Here is a 22848-nt window from a genome sequence, read left to right on the forward strand (position 1 = left end):
TTAATACACTGACTTAGATTGAAAAGTACGATCTAAATCCAGCAAACTGCTGTCCAGTAATTTTTGAGCTTTCGGCGTAATCTGCCAGAGCATTCGCTGGCGGTCATCCCGACCTGATGGCACAATCCAGTCATTCTGGCGCATCTGAATTTTCAAGCTATGCAAGGCACGAATATTCATCTGGGCACGAGCCACGGCATGTGCACGTGGCATTTCTGCCCGTGCATCTTCCAGACCGTTTTCATTTAAATATTCATTCATCCGCTTGGAGAAAAACTCTTCCGGTGTCGGATTGACAAAGGTAGAGCCCAGCAGGGCCAATAATTGCGCCCAAGTCAGCTTCTTCTGAACTTTAATTTCCTTAAAGTTTCCATCCTGATAAGCCTGCATCCGGTATTCAAAAGAAAAAACTTCATGCATGGATACTTTAGGCAGGCTCAGGAACGGATCTATTTCCGCCGTTCCACCATCACGCTCCAGTTGGCTCACTTTAGCCTTAAGCTGATCAATCTCGTCATGCAGCGCCTGGGTATTTTGCGGACGCACCCATCCGGTCACCGGATAACGCTCCAGCATTTGCGGCATATTAAAACGTACTGCCATTTCCAGATCGCGCAAGCTGCGATAAGTAAAGACCTGGTCTACTTCCTGCTGCAGTAATTGACGGAATTCCTTAAACTTTTCCCGCAATTCCGGCTTGGTATCATGTAATGAACTTTCACGTGATGCCGGATCGTCATGCATAAACACAATAATCGGTTTTTGCTTGGTCACTGCATAGATGTATTCGAGGTGCATATAACCGACACCCGAGACAGACTGTTCCCCATACTGACTGCCTAGCAAAATCACTACATAGTCACAATCATCAATCTGGCGGCGTGAAAAAGCAGTATTCAGCGGCGTACGCTGTTCCAGTCCCCAAGAGAAGAACCCCATACCCACTAATGTTTGAGACAAAATGATACGTTCCGGCTGCATTTCTGCCCCAGAGGTTGAGATGAACACTTGGTATCGTTTATCCAGCATGGGCTATCCTCTTCTCCTGTACATTTGCATAAAAAATGCATGAATTCATGCATTTTGACACAATATGACCACCCCAAAATGAAAAAATATCGTTCTTTTAAAATTATAAAAATGAGTTTTAAACTGCACTCATATTACTGATCTGCCATTTTAAACCGGCAGGAATCAGGTGCTGCAAAACCGGCCGGAGCTGTTCAGCATTCTGCCCACTCACCACCAATTCAATTTTCACGCTTTCTTTACGCTCATGCTCAAATAATAACTCATTTTTAATTAAAATTCGGGCCGTTTGTCTCGCAACTGCGAATCCTGAGTCAATTAATGTCAGCTTTTGACCAAAAATATACTGAATTGACGCTTTTAGGAAGGGGTAATGCGTACATCCCAGTACTAAATAATCAGCGCCTTGATCCACAACTGGTTGTAAAATCTCTATTAATGTTTGCAGACAGGCTTCACTCATCTGCTCTCCAGCCTCAACAAAAGGTACCAGTTCCAGACTGGTCACAGGCAGGACTTTAACCTGAGCCGGTTCGGCAAAACGGGAGATCACATCTTTAATCAGTTGCCCGCGAAAAGTGGCCGGTGTTGCCAAGACCGCAACTGTTTTCGACCGGGTATTCAAGACTGCAGGTTTAAGTGCTGGCACCAAACCGATAATTGGAAAGTTCTCGCCATAATAGTCACGCAAATAATCCAGACTAAAGGCAGAGGCCGTATTACAAGCCACGACTGCCACTTTACAGCCCTGACGATACAGCCATTCAATCGCCTGAGCAGTCAGGCTACGGATTTCCTGATCATCTCTCGGGCCATAAGGCACATGTGCAGTATCGGCATAATAGACAAAGCGTTCATTCGGCAGATGGCGGGCAATTTCCAGAGCCACCGACAAGCCGCCTACGCCCGAGTCAAAAATACCAATCGGCGCATCTGCTGTTGCGTTGGGCATCGGGTCTAATAGCGGAGAAATGGGTTGAATGGCGCTCATAACGGTCTGAATTGCGGTGTCAAAAACTCTAGCGACCAAGCTTAAACCTCAGGTGCTCAAATGCAAGTCTAAATCGCCACTTTTCAAACTTAAAACGGCTTCACCTGCCGGATTTTCATCAAGCTCTCCCATCTCGACCAGATGCAAAAATGCGGCACGCTGGATCAGGGCATTGATTCCAAAACGTACATGCACATAAGGTCGCAACTCATCTTTATATTCACGCATAAAGATCGGATGTTCAGCATCCACAATAATCAGGTCTTGGGTTGTGGTGCCCAGTTGTAAATAACTCAGTCCATTAATCTCGACCTGATCGACCTGATTGACCAATAAAGGTTCATCTTCCACTTCAATTTCAATCATTTCTACCGGTGTTTTTAGGTAGAATTTTCCCTGCTCTTTCCAAAGGACGGTTGCAAACAGGTCAATCATGGCTTGGCGTTTGATCAATTGACCTTCGTGCCACCATTCTCCATTGGCCAAAACCTTCAGATCCATTGTGCCACAATGCTTTGGCTGCCATTGCTCCAAAGGGGGAATTGACCTTTTGTGACCGCCCTGTGCATCTTTTAAGTATTGCGCGATATCCATTAAATTTTTATCATCAGGAGAAGTTACTTTTTTCGTCAGATGTTTGCTGGGTACTGGCTTATCCATAAAAGAAGACCTTAATGACGGAAAAATAATATGTTTCAGCCAATTGGCTAAAACTCGGTTTAAAACTATACTAGCCCAGATTATCAAAGACACCAGTATTTTTGTGTCTAGGAACCAAGAACACTTATGGCAGCACCCAATCATCCGATTATGGTTGCCACCGAATAGTAATATGAGGAGTCCTACATGGAACACATCGAACGTGAATCGATGGAGTTTGACGTCGTCATCGTCGGCGCAGGCCCTGCGGGTCTATCTGCTGCGATCAAAATCCGTCAACTTGCAATTGAAAACAACTTAAATGATTTGTCCGTTTGTGTCGTAGAAAAAGGCTCCGAAGTTGGCGCACATATTCTGTCTGGTGCTGTGCTAGAACCGCGTGCCATCAATGAATTGTTCCCGGACTGGAAAGAACAAGGTGCGCCGCTCAATGTGCCGGTGACTGAAGATAAAACCTTCTTCCTGCTTTCAGATGAAAAATCACAAGAAGCACCACACTGGATGGTGCCAAAAACCATGCACAATGATGGCAACTACGTCATCTCGCTCGGCAATGTGGTGCGCTGGTTAGGCCAAAAAGCAGAAGAACTGGAAGTTTCAATCTTCCCGGGCTTTGCCGCCTCAGACATTCTGTATCATGCAGATGGTACGGTAAAAGGCATCCAGACCGGTGACATGGGCATTGGTAAAGATGGCGAACCGACGCATAACTTTACTCCGGGTTATGAACTGCATGCCAAATATACGATTTTTGCTGAAGGCTGTCGTGGTCACCTCGGTAAACGTCTGATTGAACAGTTCAATCTGGCCAAAGATGCAGATCCACAGCATTACGGGATCGGCATTAAAGAACTCTGGGAGATTGATCCTGCCAAGCACAAACCAGGTCTGGTGATGCACGGCGCCGGCTGGCCATTGAATGAAACCGGTTCTTCAGGCGGCTGGTGGCTGTATCACGCTGAAAACAATCAGGTGACTTTGGGCATGATCGTGGATCTGTCCTACACCAACCCGCATATGTATCCATTCATGGAAATGCAGCGCTGGAAAACCCATCCTTTAATCAAGCAGTATTTAGAAGGCGGCAAGCGTATTTCTTATGGCGCCCGTGCCGTGACCAAAGGTGGCTTTAACTCGTTACCGAAGTTCACTTTCCCGGGTGGCTCACTCATTGGTGATGATGCCGGCTTCCTGAACTTTGCCAAAATCAAAGGCTCACATACCGCAATGAAATCCGGCATGCTCTGCGGTGAAGCGGTATTTGAAGCGATTGCGGCTGGTGTGGAAAAAGGCGGTGATCTGGCGGTTGCACGTGTGGTTGAGGGTGACGATTTCTTTGTTAAGGAACTCACCGCTTATACCGACAAGTTCAACAACAGCTGGCTCAAAGAAGAGTTATACAATTCACGTAACTTTGGCCCGGCGATGCACAAGTTCGGTCAATGGATGGGTGGTGCATTTAACTTTATCGACCAGAACGTGTTCAAAGTACCATTTACCCTGCATGATCTGGTGCAAGACCATGCTGCACTAAAAACCCAAGCCGCTGAAAGCTTCAAGCCAAACTATCCAAAACCGGATGGCAAGCTGACTTTTGACCGTTTATCTTCTGTATTTGTATCGAATACCGTGCATGAAGAAAACCAGCCTGCGCATTTAAAGCTGACTGATGCCTCTATTCCGGTTGAAGTAAACCTGCCTAAATGGGATGAACCGGCGCAGCGTTACTGCCCGGCGGGTGTCTATGAAATCATGGAAAATAATGATGGTTCAAAACGTTTCCAGATCAATGCAGCCAACTGTGTGCACTGCAAGACCTGTGACATTAAAGATCCGTCTCAGAACATCACCTGGGTAACACCAGAAGGTGGCGGTGGTCCTAATTACCCTAACATGTAATGAGTATCCGAATATGTAATTCGGCTAGTCCTTGCGCGAGTTCATACCCTAACATGTAATGTTAGGGTAATCTTGCGAATGAGGAATATATTCCGCAAGTTCTCATATCCGAATATTTAAGCTCTCATGAGAACAAAATAAACCCGCTTTCGAGCGGGTTTATTTTCTGGAGAATGACGATAATATTATTTTTAAGATCGAATAAGAACTCTTATCAGATCATAAATTTCAAAAAAATTTCGGCCAATTTAGCTGCCCTTTTTCACCAGATAATGAAATTCTTTATTACCATTTTCATCCAGACACTCTTCCTGCAACAGCAATTCATGTCCCAAGTGCATGCAAAATTTTGGAATATCCCAAGAGGTTGAATTATCGGTAGCAAACACCTCAACTACATCACCGGCTTTAGATTTACGAATGGCCTGATGCAACATCATGACTGGCTCAGGACAGCGTAAACCTCGGGTATTTAATTGCAGGCTTGGGATAATTTCAGTTGGGGACATCGATAGACTCAAGAGTGGAAGACTGAAAATATTTTAGCATAATCCCGCTCGGGCATTGCGGCTTTGCCAAAGTACACACGACTAAACGCAGCCCTGACTGATACGATCATGCCTGCACATCATATTTACAATAGACAAGCGTATTTTCTGCGGTATGATAAAACCACGTTTTTTTAGATATTAAGAGTCTTCAGGAAAAATCATGCACGAGGAATCAGGCCCGTCGTGGGGTATGCGCGGCTTACGTAAATGGCTGGGAACTGCACCCGAAACTCGCGACGAACTGCTAAAATTAGTACAAGATTCACGTCGATTTTTAGAACCCGATACTGTTGCCATGCTTGAAGGTGTACTTGACCTTCCGGCAACCAAAATTCGCGAAGTCATGACGCCTCGCACGTCGATGATCAGCTTACAGGAAGATGACCAACTGCTGGATATCCTACATGTGTTGGTCGAATCTGCGCATTCGCGTTTTCCGGTCTTTTCCTCCGATCAAACCGATAATGTGGTCGGCATTCTATTGGCCAAGGATTTATTGCCTTTTCTGACCGAACCAACCTCCAAAGTCGATATTCGCGCACTGATGCGTCAACCCTTATTTGTACCAGAAAGTGCCCGTTCGGATCAGGTGCTACGCATGCTGAAAAACACCCAGACCCATATTGCCGTGGTGATTGATGAATACGGCACCACATCCGGAGTGGTGACGCTAGAAGATATTCTGGAAGAAATTGTCGGTGAAATTGAAGATGAACATGACAATGCCGATGAAGAAGCACAGTTCATTGTTCCGGATAATGACCCGGCTACTGCCAATACCTGGGTAGTACAAGCGCTGACGCCGATTGAACATTTTAATAACATGCTGGGTGCAACTTTCTCTGATGATGAAGTAGAAACCATGGGCGGCTTGTTATTACAGGAAATTGGTCTGGTCAATGATCTTGAAGGTCAAACCATCGAGCTGGAAAACTGGCAATTTACCATTCTTGAAGCAGATTCACGTTCCATTCACCTGATTCGAGCTGTGCGCCAATGAGGGCGTATTTCGATAAGCTGTTGAGTTCTTCTCAACAGCAAAAACCGTTACCGCTCATCTATCCGGTCTTAATTGCCTTATTCGCAGGTGCGATCTTCAGTCTGGCCTTGGCTCCCTATCATTACTGGTGGCTGGCGATTCTGTCTCCGGCATTGCTGTATGCCTGTCTGCGCGGTCGTACTGCCAAACAGGCCTTTGGAATTGGCTGGGCCTATGGAATTGGCCTATGGTTTGTGGGCGCATTCTGGCTGTATACCTCCATTCATGTCTATGGCGATACCAGTGCATTTCTCAGTGTTGTAATGATCTTGATCATGGCACTGGTGATGGGCCTGTTTAGCGCCGTTCAAACCTTTGTCTATCGCCGCTTTTTCCCGGAAACCCCTTTGACCTTTGCCCCGCTTTGGGTTCTGTTTGAATGGTCTAAAACCTGGGTCTTTACCGGTTTCCCGTGGTTGTTTGCCGGCTATGCTTTTACCGAACGCTACCTAGATGCCTATGCACCTCTGTTTGGGGTGTTTGGAGTATCTTTTGTGGTGATTATTCTGGCCTGTGCACTGGTCGAAATTCTGAACCGACGTCTGTTCTGGGTGGTTCCTGCTGCAATTTTACTAATCGGTGCCTGGGGCGCGGCTCAATTGAGTTTTGTGCAACCAAAGAATGAAAAACCGCTTACGGTTTCTCTGATTCAGGGCAATATTCCGCAAGATCTGAAATGGCTGACTGAATATCAGGTAAAAACTTTATTGATTTATGCCAATCTGAGCAAGACCGAATGGGGCCGTGACCTGATTGTCTGGCCAGAGTCCTCGATTCCGATGTTCCAGACCGATATTGAAGCTTTTCTCGAAGCGATGAAAGTACAGGCTGAAAAATCGGGTACGGCTTGGGTGACCGGCATTCCGTATTGGGACTTACCAGAATCACAGGCTGCGGGTTATCCGAAATATTACAACAGCATTATGGCCACGGGTGATGAGTCGGAGGGTTTGTATAAAAAGCAGCGCCTGGTGCCCTTTGGTGAATATATTCCGCTGTCAGGCTGGTTAAGCTGGGTATTGCCAGGTTTACAGAATGATCCCTCTATGAGCGGCTTTACCCGTGGTGCGGACAATCAAAAACCATTGAATGTGAAAAACCATCCTTTAGGTTCCGCAATTTGTTATGAGGTTGCTTATCCAAACCTGACACGCCGCAATGCCAGTCAAAGTGACTTTTTAGTTACGGTCTCGAACGATGCCTGGTTTACCGGCACGGCAGGACCTTTGCAGCATCTACAAATGGTACAAATGCGCGCCAAGGAAAATGGCCGCTGGTTTATCCGTGCCACCAATACCGGCGTGACCGCCTTTATTGACCACAATGGCCATATTGTGAAAAAAGCCCCGATGGATCAGGAAGCGGTACTGCGGGGTGAACTTCCAGCCATGCAAGGCGAAACACCTTATATGAAACTGAGTGATTGGCCGGTGATGATCTTCTCGATTCTGCTCTTGCTGGTGGGCTGGCGCTTCCGTCCCCGTAAAGTGGATGTCAGCTTTAAGTCGAGAAGATAATTTCTTCAAGTCCCTCTTTTACAAAAGGGGATTTAGGGGGATTACTAGATATAACATCTTATCAATCTCTCCTAAGCTCCCTTTACGAAAGGGACGGACACTCAAGGCAATAAAAAACCGAGGTCAATGCCTCGGTTTTTTATATTTCAAATTTTAGAACTGAACTGCTAGATAAGAAATCATACTGGCGAGGGATAACATTGGAAGATAGCGGTAAGTTTGCACCATCATATTTTCGAATACAGACATCTGCCGTTGTTTTAATTGCAATACCGAGGCTTTCAATGCCGACCAGAAGCACAATGCAAATAATGAACTCATCAAACTGATGGCAAAAAAACCTACCATAATCTGGCTGCTACCCTCGGTAGTCTGCCATAAATGCAGAATGCCCTGACTAATCGGTAACATGCTTAAAACCAAAAGAACAGATTTCAGCATCGACCAATGAAATTGGTTTATTTCATCCCCTAAGATTAATGCTTTCATATTCTTCTCCGTTGGCTCGTCAAGTGCCGTTCAGATCATTATGAGCCTTTTTGGGTAAATAGAAAGTCTATATTTATTCATATTTTATGATAATTGTAATAGATAAATATGGGAATAATTCTTATTATAACTCGCACATACAACTCATTAATTAATTACAATAAATATCAAAAACTTAGATTATAATTTATAATTAAGAGTTATTATCACTTCACTTAGTATTGAAAACATCTATTAAGTGAAGTGATATATTCCATCTATTGAGAGTTTATATTGATTCTCAATCAAGGCTGATAATAAATATCAGCATCGGTGCCTTCACCACCCGACTGACCATCTGCACCGAAGGAATACAGATCAAAAGTACGACCATTGGTGCCCGGCATTACATATTGCAGATCATTATCCCAACTGTCTTTAGGATAGCCGCCCTTGACATAGCCGCCCGGCAACCAGTTTTTCGCAGTCGCTGGCTGATTCACCAGTGCATCCAGACCACCTTCCTGCATGCTTGGATATTTGCCATTGTCCAGCTTATATTGGTCCAGTGAACCAGCAATACTCTGTAACTTGATCACAGTGGTATCCACTTTGGCCTTTTCACCGCGTCCCATCACGTTCGGTACAATCAGTGCAGCAAGCACACCGAGAATCACAATCACCACCATCACTTCGATTAAGGTAAAGCCCGTCTGTTTATTTAATTGATTCCTTTTCATTCAATCTCTCTCATTCATTTGCATCATTCACAACATTCAATTTAATTTTAATACCACAGGAATTTTAACTTGATTCTGTTTAAATCATATTATTCATATTGACGATTGGCAGCATCACCGCAATCACAATGACCAAAACGATACTGGCCATCAGCACCAGCATTAAAGGTTCCAATAAGGCCAGTAAAGTCGAAATCAGCGTGGTGACTTCCCGATCCTGCATCTGTGATGCACGCTCCAGCATGCGATCCAGTTCGCCCGAGGCTTCGCCACTTTTAATCATTTGTACCATCATCGGTGGAAAATAACCACTGCGCTCCAGCTGGGTTGCCAGGTTGCCGCCTTCGGTGACTTTTTCCGCTGCCAGATTGACCGCATCACGAATCACCCAGTTATTACTGACTGCAGCGCCAATCCGTAGGGCATCGACCAGAGGCACGCCTGACTGGGTCAAAATGGATAAGGTACTGGCAAAACGTGCAGCATTAATCCCGCGTGATAATTTTCCAAATAAAGGCAGTTTCAGGGTTAAACGGTCGAAGGCATAATGCCCGGCTGTGGTTCTTAAGAATCGTATCAGCAGGGAGATGCCCAAGAAACCGCCAACCAAGAGAAATGGCCACGCAATACGAATAAAATCACTGGCTTTCATCAAGGTGACCGTAATCCACGGTAAGGCATCTTTGCTTTGATCAAAAGTCTTGACGATATCTGGCACCACATAAGTCATCAGCCCCATCACGATGGCAAAAGACATCAGCATCAGAATAATTGGATAGACCATCGCGCCTTGAATTTTTTTCTGCATGGCAAAACGGTTTTCGGTATAGTCAGCCAATTGATCCAGAATCAGATCCAGATGCCCGGAACGTTCACCGGCCGCAATGGTGGCAATATACAATTCTGGAAACCGCCCGGACTGTTGCAGACCCTGCGCCAGACTATGCCCCTCCAGAACCTTGGAACGCACCGACATCAGCAGATTTTGTACATGTACTTTTTCGCTTTGCTTGCCGACGGCGCGGATGGCTTCTTCCAGCGGAATCGCGGCGGCGACCAGGACAGATAATTGCCGGGTCATTAAGGCCAGATCATAAGCGGTAATGCTTTTTTCAAACCATTTCCGCCGATCATGTTTGTCTTTTTTCTCGACAGGATCAACAGAGACCGGAATAAGTGCTTTATCCCTTAACTGTTGCCGGATCTGACGTGCAGAATCCCCCTCCAGCACGCCTTTTTGCTGCTTTCCTGAAGCATCAAGCGCAATAAACTGATATGCAGGCATTGTAATGCTCTAATTTTCCAAAATTTTGCTTAACGCTGTTGCGTCAGACCACCGAAATCATTCATATTCTTTGATATAAATTATCTGCTCACTCTACCATAATCGAACTTTAAGCACGACGAAATTTCTTCAGGATATCCAGCACCAGACATGCAAAATTCTCATACCGATTCTAGTCCACTTTGTCGCGTACGCGTTGCTGTACCTGTGCATGTATTCGATTGTTTTGATTACAGTATGAATGCAGAACAATTTGAGCAGGCCCAGGTCGGCGCACGCGTATTGGTATCTTTTGGACGACAGAATCTGGTTGGGGTGATTATCGAAAAGCTCTCCGCAGATACTCCGGTCGACCCACGTTTTAAACTCAAGCCCGTCACTGAATTGCTGGATGAACGTGCCATCATAGACCCTAAAGTTTTAAGTTTGTTGACATGGTCGGCACAGTATTATCAGTTTCCGATGGGTGAAGTGGTGCACAGTGCCCTGCCAACGCTGTTACGCCAAGGTAAGCCTTATAACCTGCTGGCCCGCACCTGGAAACTTCTGAACCCTGATGCTGAAGCTAAAATACGCCGTTCGGAAAAGCAGCAGGAAGCCTACCGGATTTTAAAACTGCATCCGGTTGGCACCACTGAAAATGTATTGAATTTGGCCGGAATTGAAACTGCGACCTTAAAAGCACTGGAGAAAAAAGAGATTTGTACCTGTGTGCTGGAGCCACAAGATTTCAGTCCACAGCCGATGCAATTGGCGCAAATGCCGCTAACCGCTAATCCTGAACAGAAACATGCCATTGATCAGGTATTAAAGTATCGCAATCAATATCAGGCTTTTTTACTGGATGGTCTGACCGGCAGTGGTAAAACCGAAGTCTATCTACAAATCATGCAACAGGTGCTGAAACAGGGCAAGCAGGTTTTGGTGCTGGTGCCGGAAATTGGTCTGACCCCGCAAACGATTAGCCGTTTCCAGTCGCGTTTTCAGTGTCATATCGCGCTATTGCATTCAGGCCTAAACGATACAAAACGTCTGCAAGCCTGGCAGGCAGCAGAGACTGGCAAAGCTTCAATCATCCTCGGCACACGTTCCGCCATCTATACCCCCATACCGAATTTGGGTCTGATCATTCTGGATGAAGAACATGATTTGTCTTTTAAGCAGCAGGAAGGTTTCCGCTATCATGCCCGCGATGTGGCGCTGTACCGCGGCCATTTACAGCAATGTCCAGTGCTGCTGGGATCAGCGACACCAAGTATCGACAGTTATGCGCTGGTTGAACATGGCAAAATGCAGGTGCTGGAGCTGAATCAACGTGCCGGCACAGCCTTAATGCCGAAAATCCATATTCTGGATTTAAAGGTGGCACAGAAAAAGCATGGCATCAGTCTGCAACTGATTCAGGACATCAAAAAGCGTCTGGAGAAAAAAGAACAGGTACTGATCTTTTTAAACCGCCGTGGCTATGCCCCCGTCCTGCTTTGTGGCAGTTGTGGCTGGCAGGCACAATGTCCGCACTGCGATGCCAATTTTACTGTGCATCGCCAGCCTTATCAGCATCTGCATTGCCATCACTGTGGCACCATTCACCGAATGCCGGAGCACTGTCCGCAGTGTCAGCATCAGGAACTGGTCACACTGGGTATGGGCACTGGCAAGGTCGAAGAACATCTGAATGAACTTTTTCCAGATCATGAAGTGATTCGGGTCGATCGCGATTCCACCAGCCGGGTGGGTAGCTGGCAAAAAATCTATGACAAGATTCAAAAAAGTGAACCCGCGATTCTGCTCGGCACCCAGATGCTGGCCAAAGGGCATCATTTTCCTTATGTGACGCTGGTGGCGATTCTGGATATTGATTCCGGTCTGCTCAGTGTGGATTTCCGTGCCACCGAACGTACCGCACAACTGATCGTTCAGGTCGCAGGCCGGGCTGGACGTGGTGAACACAAAGGCGATGTCTATTTGCAGACGCTCAGACCGGATCATGCCCTGCTGAATACCTTGGTCAATGAAAATTATCGTGTGTTTGCCCAGCAGACCTTAAAGGAACGGCAAATTGCCCAGATGCCGCCTTATCGTTATGCCATCCTGATTCGCTGCGAATCCAAGGATCAGGCACAAAATACCGAATTCTTACAGAAACATGCGGCATTCCTCAGGCAATATCCTGATCTGGTGCTGGACATCTGGGGACCAATTCCTGCGCCGATGGAACGTAAGGCTGGGCGCTATCAGTCGCATATGGTGCTCTTGTCAGCAGATCGTCCACGTTTGCATTACTATGTGCGCAGCTGGTGGCAGAATATGCTGCAGGACAAACCTTCCAGCATGAAGCTGACACTGGACATTGACCCGCAAGAACTCAGCTAAGAGAATTGCATCTGAGTCCATGTCCGGGACATACGCATCAACGTCTGGATCAAGCATAAAATTTAGGACAGGAAAATGTCGATACTGTTACAAATAACACTGGTTTTGGTGGTCGCACTGTTAATAGTGCCACTGAGTAAAAGGCTCAGACTACCAAGCGTACTGGGCTATCTGTTAACAGGACTGATCTTAAGTCCGGGTGTTTTGCATCTGATTCAGACTCCAGACCTGATGAACAGTTTCATGAACGTCAGCCTGCTGGCACTGCTGTTCTGGATCGGGCTGCAACTCAGACCACAACGCATCGCCCAGATCAGTCAATCTCTGTGGATGACGGCTGCTTTGCAGGTACTAATGAGTACCTTGATTTTTAGCCTGCTGGCCTGGATTTTTCTACAACAAAGCCTGCTTGCCAGTATTGTGATTGGACTTGCTGGCAGTCTGTCAGCCATGACCTTGGTGATTCAACAACTCCACAATCAGGAACAGTTTGCCACCAGCTATGGTCAAAAGACCTATTCAATCCTGCTGCTGCATGCCCTGCTGGCCATTCCTGTGATTGCCGCCATTCCTTTATTTGCCGGGATTCGTTCGACCGAACACGGAGTGGCTTATTTTGCCGCGATGATCACTACTTTTACCGGCTTGTTCCTGTGTAATCGCTATCTGATGCAGCCACTATATCGCTGGATTGCAAAAAGTGGCAGTCACGAACTGCATGCCATTGTGGCGATTGCGGTAACTTTGGCACTGCTGCTCTTGATGAATACGCTTGGACTGAATCTGTTTCTTGGCGCTTTATTTGCCGGGATTTTACTGGCAGATTCAGATTTCCGGCCCGCGGTAGAAAGCACCATTCGGCCTTTTCAGGGCTTATTGATGGGCCTAGCCTTTATCAGTCTGGGCATGTCATTACAGCTATCTGATCTGTTGAATTTCCTCTGGATCATTCTCGGTGGCACTTTCACTTTGATCTTGGTCAAGTTTGCAATCAGTTTGGTATTGGCGCGTTATCATCAAAATAGCTGGCGCAACAGTAGCTTGCTGGCAGCCAGCCTGGCACAAGGTGGCGAGTTTGCCTTGCTGGCGCTGGTGATTGCGGTATCCGACCAGATCATCGCAGCCAATCTGCTGTCGCCCTTGCTCTGGATGGTGAGTTTCTCATTGTTACTTAGCCCGGCATTTTACTGGTTATTACACAGTCAGGTTTTACCGCGTCTGGATCAAAACAATCATCTGGCTGCGACCTTTGAAACCGATTCCAGTCCTCAAGCCAGCCCCCCTATTTTGCTGATTGGATTTGGCCGCTTTGGACAAATTATTGCCCGGATTTTACTGCAACAACAGCATGCATTTAGTGTCATGGACAGCAATGTGCCAGCCACTGAACTGCTTGCGCAGTATCAAATTCCTTTCTATCAGGCCGATGCGACAGAGCCAGAAACTTTGGCACATGCAGGAATTGCGATGGCCCAGCAAGTGATTATTGCCATTGATGATATTGAAGATTCGATGCTGATCGTGCGGTATATCCGGCTGAATTATCCTGAAACTTGTTTATGGGTACGCGCGCGTGATCGTCATCATGTGCATCTGTTACAGGATTTAGGTGTAGAGAAAATCTGGCGTGAAAACTACTTTTCAGCACTGGAAATGAGTGAGGCTTTGTTAAGCCAGTTGAATACTGCTCCGGAAGAAAGTCAGCAACAGATTGAATACTTCCGCGCACATGATGAAAAATTACTCAACAGTCAATACCATCTAGATTCGGATCAACACGCAAGTTATGAACATCACCGCAGTAGCTTGGCAGAACTCGAACATCTGTTTGCGCAGGATCAACGCAACAAAGTTCAAAAAACAGATACACAGCCGCAACAGGATACAAACGGCGCAGGAATTGATGCGTTAAGAGATGATCTGTCATAACTTGTGTTTTACAATAATGACACCATTAAAGCAGGGTTATGGAGAATTTTATGTCTGATTTACGCCAACGCTTTTTTATTGAAGATAGCCCTGTTCGTGGTGAAGTGGTGCATCTTGAAGAAGCTTTGCAAACCATTTTAGCGCAACGTGACTATGCACCTGCGGTCAAGATTCTGTTGGGTGAAATGCTCACTGCGACTGCACTGCTTGCCAGCACCTTGAAGATTAAAGGGCGTATCAGCCTGCAAATTCAGGCATCGGGCACATTTAAATGGGCAATGGCTGAATGCAACCACCTGGGTGAAGTTCGCGCTTTGGCGGACTATGAAGAAGATCCGCACTTTCTGGTGGGTGAAGACAGCAGCACCATCTTAAAGTCACTGGTTTCTCCAGTGCTGTTTATCAATATCGAACCAGAATTTGGTGAGCGTTATCAAGGTATTGTGCCGCTGGACAAAGAAAATCTGGCTGGCTGCCTCATGCAGTATTATGACCTGTCTGCACAGATTCCAACGCGCATTGTACTGGCAAGCGACCATCAGCGCGCCGGTGGTTTACTGATTCAGCTATTGCCACGGAATAGTGAAGAAGAACAGCGCCGTGTTGATGAAGATTTATGGCCGCGTCTGACCATGCTCACTGAAACCTTGAAAACTGAAGAACTAATCGGCCTGCAAGCCACTGACATTCTTTACCGTTTATATAATGAGGAAGAGGTGCGCTTACCAGAAACTGAAGCCTTGAAATTTGGCTGTACCTGCTCTAAAGAGCGCTGTGCAGTGGCCTTACAACAGATTGGCGTAGAATCAATACGTGAAACACTGGAATTCCAGAATCCGATCAAAATGGATTGTCAGTTCTGTAATAGCCAATATACCTTTACAGCCGAAGAGGCCTTAGGTCTATGTGGTGAACATCTAAGCTAAACGGTGCTAAGCATGAGTTTAAAAAAGCATTCCTCAGGAGTGCTTTTTTATGTTTTAAAATTTACATGACGAAGCTCAACAGAGCATATTTACCTCCAGTAGAAAACCTGCCTATTCACTGAATCAGATCCTCAGATAAACCCCACCTCAAAATCCCATTTAAATTATAAGACTATTCACATTAACAAAGACCAAATAATCATCGTTTTAAAAAAATTATGAGAATACAATCACATTTTATAGTATTGATTTAATTATGCTTTTAAAATAAATTAGAGTAATAATTCTAAAATGAATACAGTATCAAATTTAACAGGTATGTTATGAAAAAATTATTGAACACTCTAGTGATGGGGATAAGTTTGGCTGCGGTTTCTAGCTTGGCCTTTGCCTATGAAGATCCATTAGTGGGTAAATGGAAAACCATTGATGATCAATCAGGCTATTCTCGTGCGGATGTAGAAGTTCGTAAGAAAGCGGATGGTAGCTATGAAGGAATAATTGTCGCAACACGTAGCTTGCCTGGCGCAGAGAAAATGGGCATCTGTCATAAATGTCCAGGTCAGCTCAAAGACAAACCGTTTATAGGCCTGCCGTTTATCTGGGATTTTAAAGCAGATCCGAAAAAGCCACGTGAATACCATGACGGCAAAGTGCTTGATCCGATCAGTGGCAAAATTTACAAAGGCAAAGCACGCCTAAGCGCCAATGGCAAACGTCTAACCTTGCGTGGTTATGTCGGTGTCTCAGTAATTGGCCGCAGTGTAACCTGGATAAAACATTAATTTCAGAAAGATTTTCAAAGCCTCTGTATCAGGGGCTTTTTCTTTGTCATGATTTGAAACAATAAGGTACAAATAAAAACTGTTTTGGCGCAGCTAAAGTCATAATAATGGATCGAAGACGGTTATTTTTTATCCATTTATGATGATCAATCTTCAGCCTTGTTCAATTCTGTCATCAGGTCTGCTTTGCCGTCCTCATAGGGCAGCGTATATTCAACACAGGAAAGTGTTTGAACACACTCGGTCAATAAAACATAAAACTATAAAAACAGCGTTCACTTTCACCTTCTCTTATTCGCGCGTTCCTGAGGCATTGAATACCGAAACATACCGATTTTTTTCTCGTGATCATTTGAGTCTGCATATCCGAAGAATAGAAAGCGTTTTACTTCAGCACCTTTTCATTCTCTCAATTTTGCACACTTGGCTGTTTAAGGAGTAGAGCCATGACTACAATTCAGTACCAAGAAAGCTTTTCACAGGACTATACCCCGTCAGAAATTATGGACGATCACTCATTTGACCTCATCCACTTCGCAGAAGCATGCGGACAAAGCCCGGAATGGGTCATGCAATTGATTGAACATGGAATTCTGCCCGATCGTTCTCCTATCACGCCAGCCAGCACTTTCCTCGGTGAGGATATTTCGCGTGCACAACGCGCCTATCGCCTGCAACGCGATTTTGATGCGTCATTTACCGCAGTCGCGATGATGCTGGACCTCATCGATGAAGTGCAGGAGTTACGCCGCGAGGTCAAACATTTGCATTTTAAGTAAGTCCTTTGATGCTCTGTCTATCTGCATCTTTCGCTGCAGATCAGGGCATATTTATTTTTAATTTGATGATTAGAGTATAAAAAGCGCTATGAAAACCAAAGATTGTAATAAAAAAATGAAATACATGTTTCCCGAATACCGCGACTTGATTGTACAACTTCGCGAGGAAAATCCATACTTTGCCAAATTGTTTGAGGAACATAATGAGCTGGACAGGAAAATTAGTCAGCTTGAACTCGACCCGGTCAATCATATCAACAATGATATTGAAGCGATCAAGCGTAAAAAGCTAAAATTGAAAGATGAAATTTATCGTCTGCTAAAAAGTTCTGAAGCCGATCCCCTGACCTAAGATCAACTGCTTAATACAGACTCAGATCGTGCGACAATCGTTGACAGCCTGTGGGCGATTCAAACATTTTGGCCAGATGTGCGGAGATTTTCCGAAGCATAAAAAAAGCCCTGAACAGCCAAAGTAAGCACTTTGATCAAGCTCAGGGCTTTGATATTTCATTCCCATGAGCTAACTCATGGGAATATTCAGTAGATTAAACTTGTTCGATGTCTTTCATGGTCAATTTGATACGGCCACGGTTGTCAACGTCTGCAACCTGTACCTTCACTTCTTGACCTTCTTTCAATACATCTGCAACGTTCGCAATGCGTTCGTTCGAGATTTGAGAGATATGAAGTAAGCCATCAGTACCCGGAAGAATATTTACGAACGCACCGAATTCAACGATACGAATCACTTTACCCACGTAAATTGTACCTGGTTCGATTTCAGCAGTTAATGCTTGAATTTTAGCAACTGCAGCAGCGGCTGCCGCTTTAGTTTCACCGAATACGCGAACTGTACCGTTATCTTCAATATCGATTGCAGCTTTCGTTTCTTCAGTAATCGCACGAATCGTCGCGCCGCCTTTACCGATTACATCACGGATTTTGTCCGGGTTGATGTTGATCACTTGGAATGTTGGTGCATGCATCGAAATTTCAGGACGAGCGCGTGAAATTACTTGGTTCATCTCATTAAGAATGTGCATACGACCGGCATAAGCCTGGTTCAATGCAGACTCCATGATCTCTTCAGTAATCCCTTCGATCTTGATGTCCATTTGCAGTGCAGTAATACCGTTTGCAGAACCTGCGACTTTAAAGTCCATGTCGCCAAGATGATCTTCATCACCCAGGATGTCAGAAAGAACTGCGAAACGCTCGCCTTCTTTTACTAGACCCATTGCAATACCCGCAACTGGTGCTTTAAGTGGAACACCTGCATCCATAAGTGATAGAGAAGCACCACATACAGAAGCCATTGAAGATGAACCGTTCGATTCTGTGATGTCAGATACGATACGGATCACGTACGGGAAGCGGTCAGCTGCAGGAAGAACTGCTTGAACACCACGACGTGCTAGACGACCGTGACCGATTTCACGACGCTTAGGACCAGATTCACGACCCGTTTCACCTACAGAGTATGCAGGGAAGTTGTAGTGAAGCATGAAGTTGTCAGTTTTAGTACCTGCAAGGGTATCAACCATCAACGCATCACGGGTATTACCCAAAGTTGTTGTAACCAATGCCTGAGTTTCACCACGTGTGAACAATGCAGAACCATGAGCACGACCTAATACGCCCACTTGTACATCGATTGCACGAACAGTTTTAGTATCACGACCATCAATACGTGGCTTACCAGACAAGATGTTGTCACGAACCGTGCGGTATTTAAGATCTTCGAAGAGTTCGTTTACTTCGTCAGCAATACCTGTTTCATCTTCTTCAGGAACGAACTGAGCAACCGCTTCTGCGTGAAGTGCATCAAGCGCCGCATAACGGTCTTGTTTCACAGCAATTGTGTAGGCTTCAGAGATTTTCGCTTCGAATGCATCTTTTAATTGACCAAGAAGCGCTTCATTTTTGCTTGGAGCAACCCAAGTTGACTCCACTGCGCCAGCTGCTGCAGCAAATTCTTTGATCGCTTGAATCGCGATTTGCATTTCGTCATGACCGAACAATACAGCGCCCAGCATTTGGTCTTCTGAAAGTTCTTTCGCTTCAGATTCAACCATCAATACTGCAGCTTCAGTACCTGCAACAACCAGATCAAGATCAGACTCTTTTAACTGTTCGTGGTTCGGGTTCAGGATGTATTCACCGTTGATCAAACCAACGCGCGCGCCGCCGATTGGACCACGGAAAGGCGTACCTGCAATCGACAATGCAGCAGAAGTACCCAGCATTGCAGCAATGTCAGCATCCATGGTTTTGTCAGATGAAATTACTGTCGCAGTCACTTGAATTTCGTTGAAGTAACCTTCTGGGAACAATGGACGAATTGGACGGTCGATCAGACGTGAAATTAAAGTTTCAGCTTCAGACTGACGGCCTTCACGCTTACCATAACCACCCGGGATACGGCCTGCAGCATATTGCTTTTCTTGGTAGTTAACAGTCAATGGGAAGAAGTCTTGACCGGCTTTTGCTTTAGGTTGCGCTACAACAGCAACAAGAACCTGTACGCCGCCCATGGTGATCACAACAGTGTTTGCTTGACGTGCAACGCGACCTGTTTCAAGAATCACGTTGTGTTGACCGAATTGGAATTCTTTACGAATAATATTAAACATCGACATGTTTTATTTTTTCCTAGTTCTTGTGAACAATTATTCTAGTGGAGACCCCTAAGGTTTGGCATTCACGACCATATAGACGAACAAATGACAAAGCTTAGAAGCCGACCTCACCAGATTAAATACTATTTTTAAACACAAAGAAGGAGCGAAACATTCGCCCCTTCCACTGGCCTAGCCAAAAGCTAAACCGACTTTAGTTTTCAGCAATAAAGCACAAAGCATGCAATAACCCGAAAATAAAGTTTAAATCGAATTAACGACGTAAACCTAAAGCACCGATCAATGCTACATAACGACCGTGGTCTTTACCATTTAGGTAGTCAAGCAGCTTACGACGTTGGTTAACCATACGGATTAGACCGCGACGGCTATGGTGGTCGTGTTTGTGCTCTTTGAAGTGACCTTGTAAGTCATTGATTTGAGCAGTCAAAAGAGCTACTTGAACTTCTGGTGAACCAGTATCGTTTTCAGCGCGTGCGAATTTAGCAATGATCTCTGCGCGATCTGCGTTAGTTAAAGCCATTCGATTTCTCCGAGATGCTTATATATTTTGATAAAAATCAATGTAATGAGAATTCAAAACTTTGACTGCCGTGCATCACTACAGCAAGTTGTATATTTTAAGGGAAAATGCGCCAAATTGCAAAAATAGATCAGCACTTTTAAATGTTTTCAATCGGTGATTTATTTAAAGCGAAGCTGTTGTCCATTGATCCTGAGTTATTCAAGATCTGTACTGTTTTAAGCGAGATCGTCTAGACCACTTAAATAGAGAAATCGACCTAAGCAATTAGAACGCTTTTTCTATTGTTTTATGTACCGTCGTCTGTCTGAATAAAAAATGGATAAAAAAAAGCCCGAGTTTAGTCGGGCTTTTTGGCGCTGTAGTTCTTTCTCTTATCATTATTATTTATTGTGTTTTTTATAGCGTTTTACGCTTGTTATTATTTTCAAACATCCTGTTGAAAAATCACCTTCCTTGTGTGGTAGATTTTGCCATATTCTACAAAGACAAGTAGAGGCATTTAGCGTATCTTGCTGTAAGCTATTTCGTACAATAACTAGCCTAAAAGTTGCATAATATTACATTAATACCACTTTATTTAACCTAATTCGCTTAAATCCAGCCATTCCACAACAATATCCAACTTTAGAATTAAGGTAAATATCTAGTATTTTGAAATATAAATTAATTAAATATAAAAAAGCCTTGTAGTCTCTCCCAAAACTACAAGGCTTAGCGGCTGTAAGTTTCCTCTTTTTACTTACCTCACTGTAAGTTCGCTGTCTACTGACATTCTTTTTATCATTATGCGATTATGCTCAACTTTCCGTGTTGAGTTATTTTGTATGACCAATCTTCTCAAAAACTGATTAAAAGCTCTATGCGGCAATTTCTTGAATCCGTGTAAGCTTTTACCTACAAGATCTGATTATTTTTTGCCAATAAACTAGTAGATTGTTCAAGTATTTTTTGACTTAAACCACTTTTACGTGTGGTTCGTACGCATAAGGCTTGTGTAAAAGCGTCACAATCTACCAATAAACTGACCACTTTTTTAGCACGGGTAATTGCAGTATAAATCAACTCTTTACTTAATAGATTTTGCGCATATTGATCCAGCACCACTGCGGTATGTGCAAATTCTGAACCTTGAGATTTGTGAATGGTCAGTGCAAAAGCGGTTTCTATACTCTTTGGCAAACGGGTGGCTAAGACCCATTTTTCCAGACTCGGAAAATAGACTTCAAACTGGCACTGACCAGACTGCTCACGTAAAAAACAGATGCCAATATCACCATTGGATAAACCCAGTTGATAATCGTTATAGGTCATCATGACCGGCCGCCCGACATACCAGTCACCCTGCTTCAGTTGACCTTGAGCTGCTAAAAAGCGTTGTTCAATCTGTAGATTGATTTTGAATAAGCCCAGATCACCAGAACGAATCGCAGTTAAAATACGGTAATCATCAAATGATCTCACCACCTGTTGTACATATTGCTCGAAATTATCTAAGCCTTGCTTATTTTTGACAACCTGTGTATAGGCCTGATAACCATACATCAACTGGTCATAATATTGATTCAATGTAGTGGCCGTCTGTTCAGCACTAGGCGCTAAATATTGCAACTGGATCTGGTCAATCTCAACCTGATCCAAGGCGATGGCTTGTAATTCACTGGCAGTGACAATCTGCTGCTCAAATTTTTGCAGGACACTGGCAGCTTCATGCTGCTGCTGAATAAAATCAGCCATTGCCCCAATCTTGGCCCCTGCTTTAAAACGTCGTGTGGTAATTAAGTTGACCCGATTATCCTGCAAAGTCGCAACCTGTTGCAGATCTGCCAGAACGGTGCCGACATCCACAGAAGCCAACTGGTCTGCATCGCCAAGTAAAATCAGACGTGCATGAGACGGTACGGCGGCCAGCAACATCTGGGACAGATTCAAATCCAGCATCGAGGCTTCATCGACCACGATCACATCATAGGGCAAAGGCTGTTTGGCATGAAAGCGTGGCTGTCCGCGAGTACCCAGACCTAGTAAGCGATGCAGGGTCACCGGTTGTAACTGTTTTAATGCTTCTAGCTCAAACTGTTGCAACGCTTCACTATGCAAGGCTTTTTGCAGTGCTTCTTTCATTCGCTGCGCGGCCTTTCCGGTAGGTGCTGCCATAGCGATCCGTATATGCGGCAAGGCTTCATACAGTACAGCAATAATATGCGCCAAGGTATAGGTTTTACCTGTTCCAGGCCCACCGGTAATAATATTCAGCGCCTGCTGCGCAACCATTTCCAGTGCCAGTTTCTGCTGTGGATCTGAGAGAAGATTGCGATTATGCTCGCTTAAATTCACCGGAGTCACCGTTTGTGACTTGATCCGTACCAACTGTGTAGCCACTGCCTGTTCCAGTTGCCAGTAGCGGTACAGATATAAATGCTGATCTGCACAAATAAATGGTGCAATTCCTGCACTCTGCTGATGGCGGTCTAGAACCAGATTATGCAGTAAGGCAACCTGCTGAGGATTAACTTCGATACAGCTATCTCCCGCCTGCATCGCTTCCAGCAGTTGCTCGATCAATAATTTTGCTGCCGGATCAAATGCAGCTGTACTGAATGGAGGCTGACACAGATAGTCAATCCAGGCCATTAAATCGGAATGTTGCTGTGACACGTGATTCTGCTCATTTTCCACACAGTTATCCTCAAAGTTATCCACAGGATAATT

19 protein-coding genes are annotated in these 22848 nt (G+C 44.9%); 9 read left to right on the plus strand and 10 right to left on the minus strand.

From position 1 onward, the window contains the following. The 3 genes from FTT75_RS02815 to FTT75_RS02825 all read right to left on the minus strand — a co-directional run bounded on the left by FTT75_RS02815 (position 1) and on the right by FTT75_RS02825 (position 2680). Positions 1-1029: a DUF4062 domain-containing protein gene (locus tag FTT75_RS02815; RefSeq protein WP_005095369.1), complete on the minus strand. Its 1029-nt coding sequence runs from the start codon at positions 1027-1029 to the stop codon at positions 1-3. A 118-nt stretch (positions 1030-1147) separates the two neighbouring features. Next, a complete protein-coding gene (murI, locus tag FTT75_RS02820) occupies positions 1148-2020 on the minus strand; it encodes a glutamate racemase (RefSeq protein WP_100355488.1) in 873 nt (290 codons plus the stop codon). Positions 2021-2068: 48 nt separating this feature from the next. Beyond that, entirely contained in the window at positions 2069-2680 is a 612-nt protein-coding gene (locus tag FTT75_RS02825; protein WP_005095365.1) for a DUF1285 domain-containing protein, read from the minus strand. 186 nt (positions 2681-2866) lie between these two features. Here FTT75_RS02825 and FTT75_RS02830 point away from each other — a divergent pair, with 186 nt between their 5' ends. Continuing rightward, positions 2867-4579, plus strand: a complete 1713-nt coding sequence (locus FTT75_RS02830; protein WP_100355489.1) for an electron transfer flavoprotein-ubiquinone oxidoreductase — start codon at positions 2867-2869, stop codon at positions 4577-4579. 248 nt (positions 4580-4827) lie between these two features. Here the strand turns inward: FTT75_RS02830 and tusA are convergent, their stop codons facing one another. Next, positions 4828-5088, minus strand: a complete 261-nt coding sequence (gene tusA / locus FTT75_RS02835; protein ID WP_005095362.1) for a sulfurtransferase TusA — start codon at positions 5086-5088, stop codon at positions 4828-4830. A 202-nt stretch (positions 5089-5290) separates the two neighbouring features. On the opposite strand from tusA, the gene FTT75_RS02840 reads away from it, so the two are divergent. Together FTT75_RS02840 and lnt are read left to right on the plus strand one after the other, a co-directional pair. Further along, a complete protein-coding gene (locus FTT75_RS02840) occupies positions 5291-6130 on the plus strand; it encodes an HlyC/CorC family transporter (RefSeq protein ID WP_218951623.1) in 840 nt (279 codons plus the stop codon). After that, positions 6127-7686 carry an apolipoprotein N-acyltransferase gene (gene lnt, locus FTT75_RS02845; protein WP_180185886.1) on the plus strand — a complete coding sequence of 520 codons (1560 nt, stop codon included), beginning with the start codon at positions 6127-6129 and terminating at the stop codon, positions 7684-7686. Before FTT75_RS02840 ends, lnt begins: the two co-directional genes overlap by 4 nt. Before the next feature lie 153 nt (positions 7687-7839). Here lnt and FTT75_RS02850 read toward each other — a convergent pair whose 3' ends face one another. The 3 genes from FTT75_RS02850 to gspF all read right to left on the minus strand — a co-directional run bounded on the left by FTT75_RS02850 (position 7840) and on the right by gspF (position 10179). After that, a complete protein-coding gene (locus tag FTT75_RS02850) occupies positions 7840-8175 on the minus strand; it encodes a hypothetical protein (RefSeq protein WP_005095358.1) in 336 nt (111 codons plus the stop codon). A gap of 284 nt (positions 8176-8459) precedes the next feature. Next, positions 8460-8894, minus strand: coding sequence for a type II secretion system major pseudopilin GspG (gene gspG / locus FTT75_RS02855; protein WP_005095357.1), 435 nt, complete (start codon positions 8892-8894; stop codon positions 8460-8462). A 79-nt stretch (positions 8895-8973) separates the two neighbouring features. After that, the gene (gene gspF, locus FTT75_RS02860) at positions 8974-10179 is read right to left on the minus strand and encodes a type II secretion system inner membrane protein GspF (RefSeq protein WP_180049800.1); all 1206 of its coding nucleotides are present in this window, start codon (positions 10177-10179) and stop codon (positions 8974-8976) included. Positions 10180-10329: 150 nt separating this feature from the next. On the opposite strand from gspF, the gene FTT75_RS02865 reads away from it, so the two are divergent. The 6 genes from FTT75_RS02865 (at position 10330) to FTT75_RS02890 (ending at position 17323) form a co-directional block, all read left to right on the plus strand. Then, the gene (locus tag FTT75_RS02865; RefSeq protein ID WP_180185887.1) at positions 10330-12552 is read left to right on the plus strand and encodes a primosomal protein N'; all 2223 of its coding nucleotides are present in this window, start codon (positions 10330-10332) and stop codon (positions 12550-12552) included. Positions 12553-12627: 75 nt separating this feature from the next. Then, positions 12628-14481 carry a cation:proton antiporter gene (locus FTT75_RS02870; protein ID WP_180039624.1) on the plus strand — a complete coding sequence of 618 codons (1854 nt, stop codon included), beginning with the start codon at positions 12628-12630 and terminating at the stop codon, positions 14479-14481. A gap of 50 nt (positions 14482-14531) precedes the next feature. Further along, positions 14532-15407 carry an Hsp33 family molecular chaperone HslO gene (locus FTT75_RS02875; protein ID WP_005095347.1) on the plus strand — a complete coding sequence of 292 codons (876 nt, stop codon included), beginning with the start codon at positions 14532-14534 and terminating at the stop codon, positions 15405-15407. Between the two features lie 323 nt (positions 15408-15730). Continuing rightward, a complete protein-coding gene (locus FTT75_RS02880) occupies positions 15731-16192 on the plus strand; it encodes a DUF2147 domain-containing protein (RefSeq protein WP_005095344.1) in 462 nt (153 codons plus the stop codon). A 446-nt stretch (positions 16193-16638) separates the two neighbouring features. Beyond that, positions 16639-16971, plus strand: a complete 333-nt coding sequence (locus FTT75_RS02885; RefSeq protein WP_074383946.1) for a chaperone modulator CbpM — start codon at positions 16639-16641, stop codon at positions 16969-16971. 88 nt (positions 16972-17059) lie between these two features. Continuing rightward, on the plus strand, positions 17060-17323 hold the full coding sequence (locus tag FTT75_RS02890; protein ID WP_005095339.1) for a YdcH family protein: 264 nt from the start codon (positions 17060-17062) through the stop codon (positions 17321-17323). A 196-nt stretch (positions 17324-17519) separates the two neighbouring features. On the opposite strand, the gene pnp is transcribed toward FTT75_RS02890, so the two are convergent. The 3 genes from pnp to recD all read right to left on the minus strand — a co-directional run bounded on the left by pnp (position 17520) and on the right by recD (position 22815). Beyond that, a complete protein-coding gene (gene pnp, locus FTT75_RS02895; RefSeq protein ID WP_171063368.1) occupies positions 17520-19607 on the minus strand; it encodes a polyribonucleotide nucleotidyltransferase in 2088 nt (695 codons plus the stop codon). A 259-nt stretch (positions 19608-19866) separates the two neighbouring features. Further along, positions 19867-20136 (minus strand): 30S ribosomal protein S15, encoded by a 270-nt coding sequence (gene rpsO / locus FTT75_RS02900; RefSeq protein WP_004637724.1) that lies wholly within the window; start codon positions 20134-20136, stop codon positions 19867-19869. Between the two features lie 897 nt (positions 20137-21033). Next, entirely contained in the window at positions 21034-22815 is a 1782-nt protein-coding gene (gene recD, locus FTT75_RS02905) for an exodeoxyribonuclease V subunit alpha (protein ID WP_373686570.1), read from the minus strand. Between the last annotated feature and the right edge of the window lie 33 nt (positions 22816-22848).

The sequence above is a fragment of the Acinetobacter sp. YH01008 genome, assembly GCF_013420435.1.
Classification (GTDB): domain Bacteria; phylum Pseudomonadota; class Gammaproteobacteria; order Pseudomonadales; family Moraxellaceae; genus Acinetobacter; species Acinetobacter pseudolwoffii.

Coding starts and splice junctions, on each gene's coding strand:
- FTT75_RS02815 (WP_005095369.1), bottom strand. CDS start 1,029: ATGCTGGATAAACGATACCAAGTGTTCATCTCAACCTCTGGGGCAGAA.
- murI (WP_100355488.1), bottom strand. CDS start 2,020: ATGAGCGCCATTCAACCCATTTCTCCGCTATTAGACCCGATGCCCAAC.
- FTT75_RS02825 (WP_005095365.1), bottom strand. CDS start 2,680: ATGGATAAGCCAGTACCCAGCAAACATCTGACGAAAAAAGTAACTTCT.
- FTT75_RS02830 (WP_100355489.1), top strand. CDS start 2,867: ATGGAACACATCGAACGTGAATCGATGGAGTTTGACGTCGTCATCGTC.
- tusA (WP_005095362.1), bottom strand. CDS start 5,088: ATGTCCCCAACTGAAATTATCCCAAGCCTGCAATTAAATACCCGAGGT.
- FTT75_RS02840 (WP_218951623.1), top strand. CDS start 5,291: ATGCACGAGGAATCAGGCCCGTCGTGGGGTATGCGCGGCTTACGTAAA.
- lnt (WP_180185886.1), top strand. CDS start 6,127: ATGAGGGCGTATTTCGATAAGCTGTTGAGTTCTTCTCAACAGCAAAAA.
- FTT75_RS02850 (WP_005095358.1), bottom strand. CDS start 8,175: ATGAAAGCATTAATCTTAGGGGATGAAATAAACCAATTTCATTGGTCG.
- gspG (WP_005095357.1), bottom strand. CDS start 8,894: ATGAAAAGGAATCAATTAAATAAACAGACGGGCTTTACCTTAATCGAA.
- gspF (WP_180049800.1), bottom strand. CDS start 10,179: ATGCCTGCATATCAGTTTATTGCGCTTGATGCTTCAGGAAAGCAGCAA.
- FTT75_RS02865 (WP_180185887.1), top strand. CDS start 10,330: ATGCAAAATTCTCATACCGATTCTAGTCCACTTTGTCGCGTACGCGTT.
- FTT75_RS02870 (WP_180039624.1), top strand. CDS start 12,628: ATGTCGATACTGTTACAAATAACACTGGTTTTGGTGGTCGCACTGTTA.
- FTT75_RS02875 (WP_005095347.1), top strand. CDS start 14,532: ATGTCTGATTTACGCCAACGCTTTTTTATTGAAGATAGCCCTGTTCGT.
- FTT75_RS02880 (WP_005095344.1), top strand. CDS start 15,731: ATGAAAAAATTATTGAACACTCTAGTGATGGGGATAAGTTTGGCTGCG.
- FTT75_RS02885 (WP_074383946.1), top strand. CDS start 16,639: ATGACTACAATTCAGTACCAAGAAAGCTTTTCACAGGACTATACCCCG.
- FTT75_RS02890 (WP_005095339.1), top strand. CDS start 17,060: ATGAAAACCAAAGATTGTAATAAAAAAATGAAATACATGTTTCCCGAA.
- pnp (WP_171063368.1), bottom strand. CDS start 19,607: ATGTTTAATATTATTCGTAAAGAATTCCAATTCGGTCAACACAACGTG.
- rpsO (WP_004637724.1), bottom strand. CDS start 20,136: ATGGCTTTAACTAACGCAGATCGCGCAGAGATCATTGCTAAATTCGCA.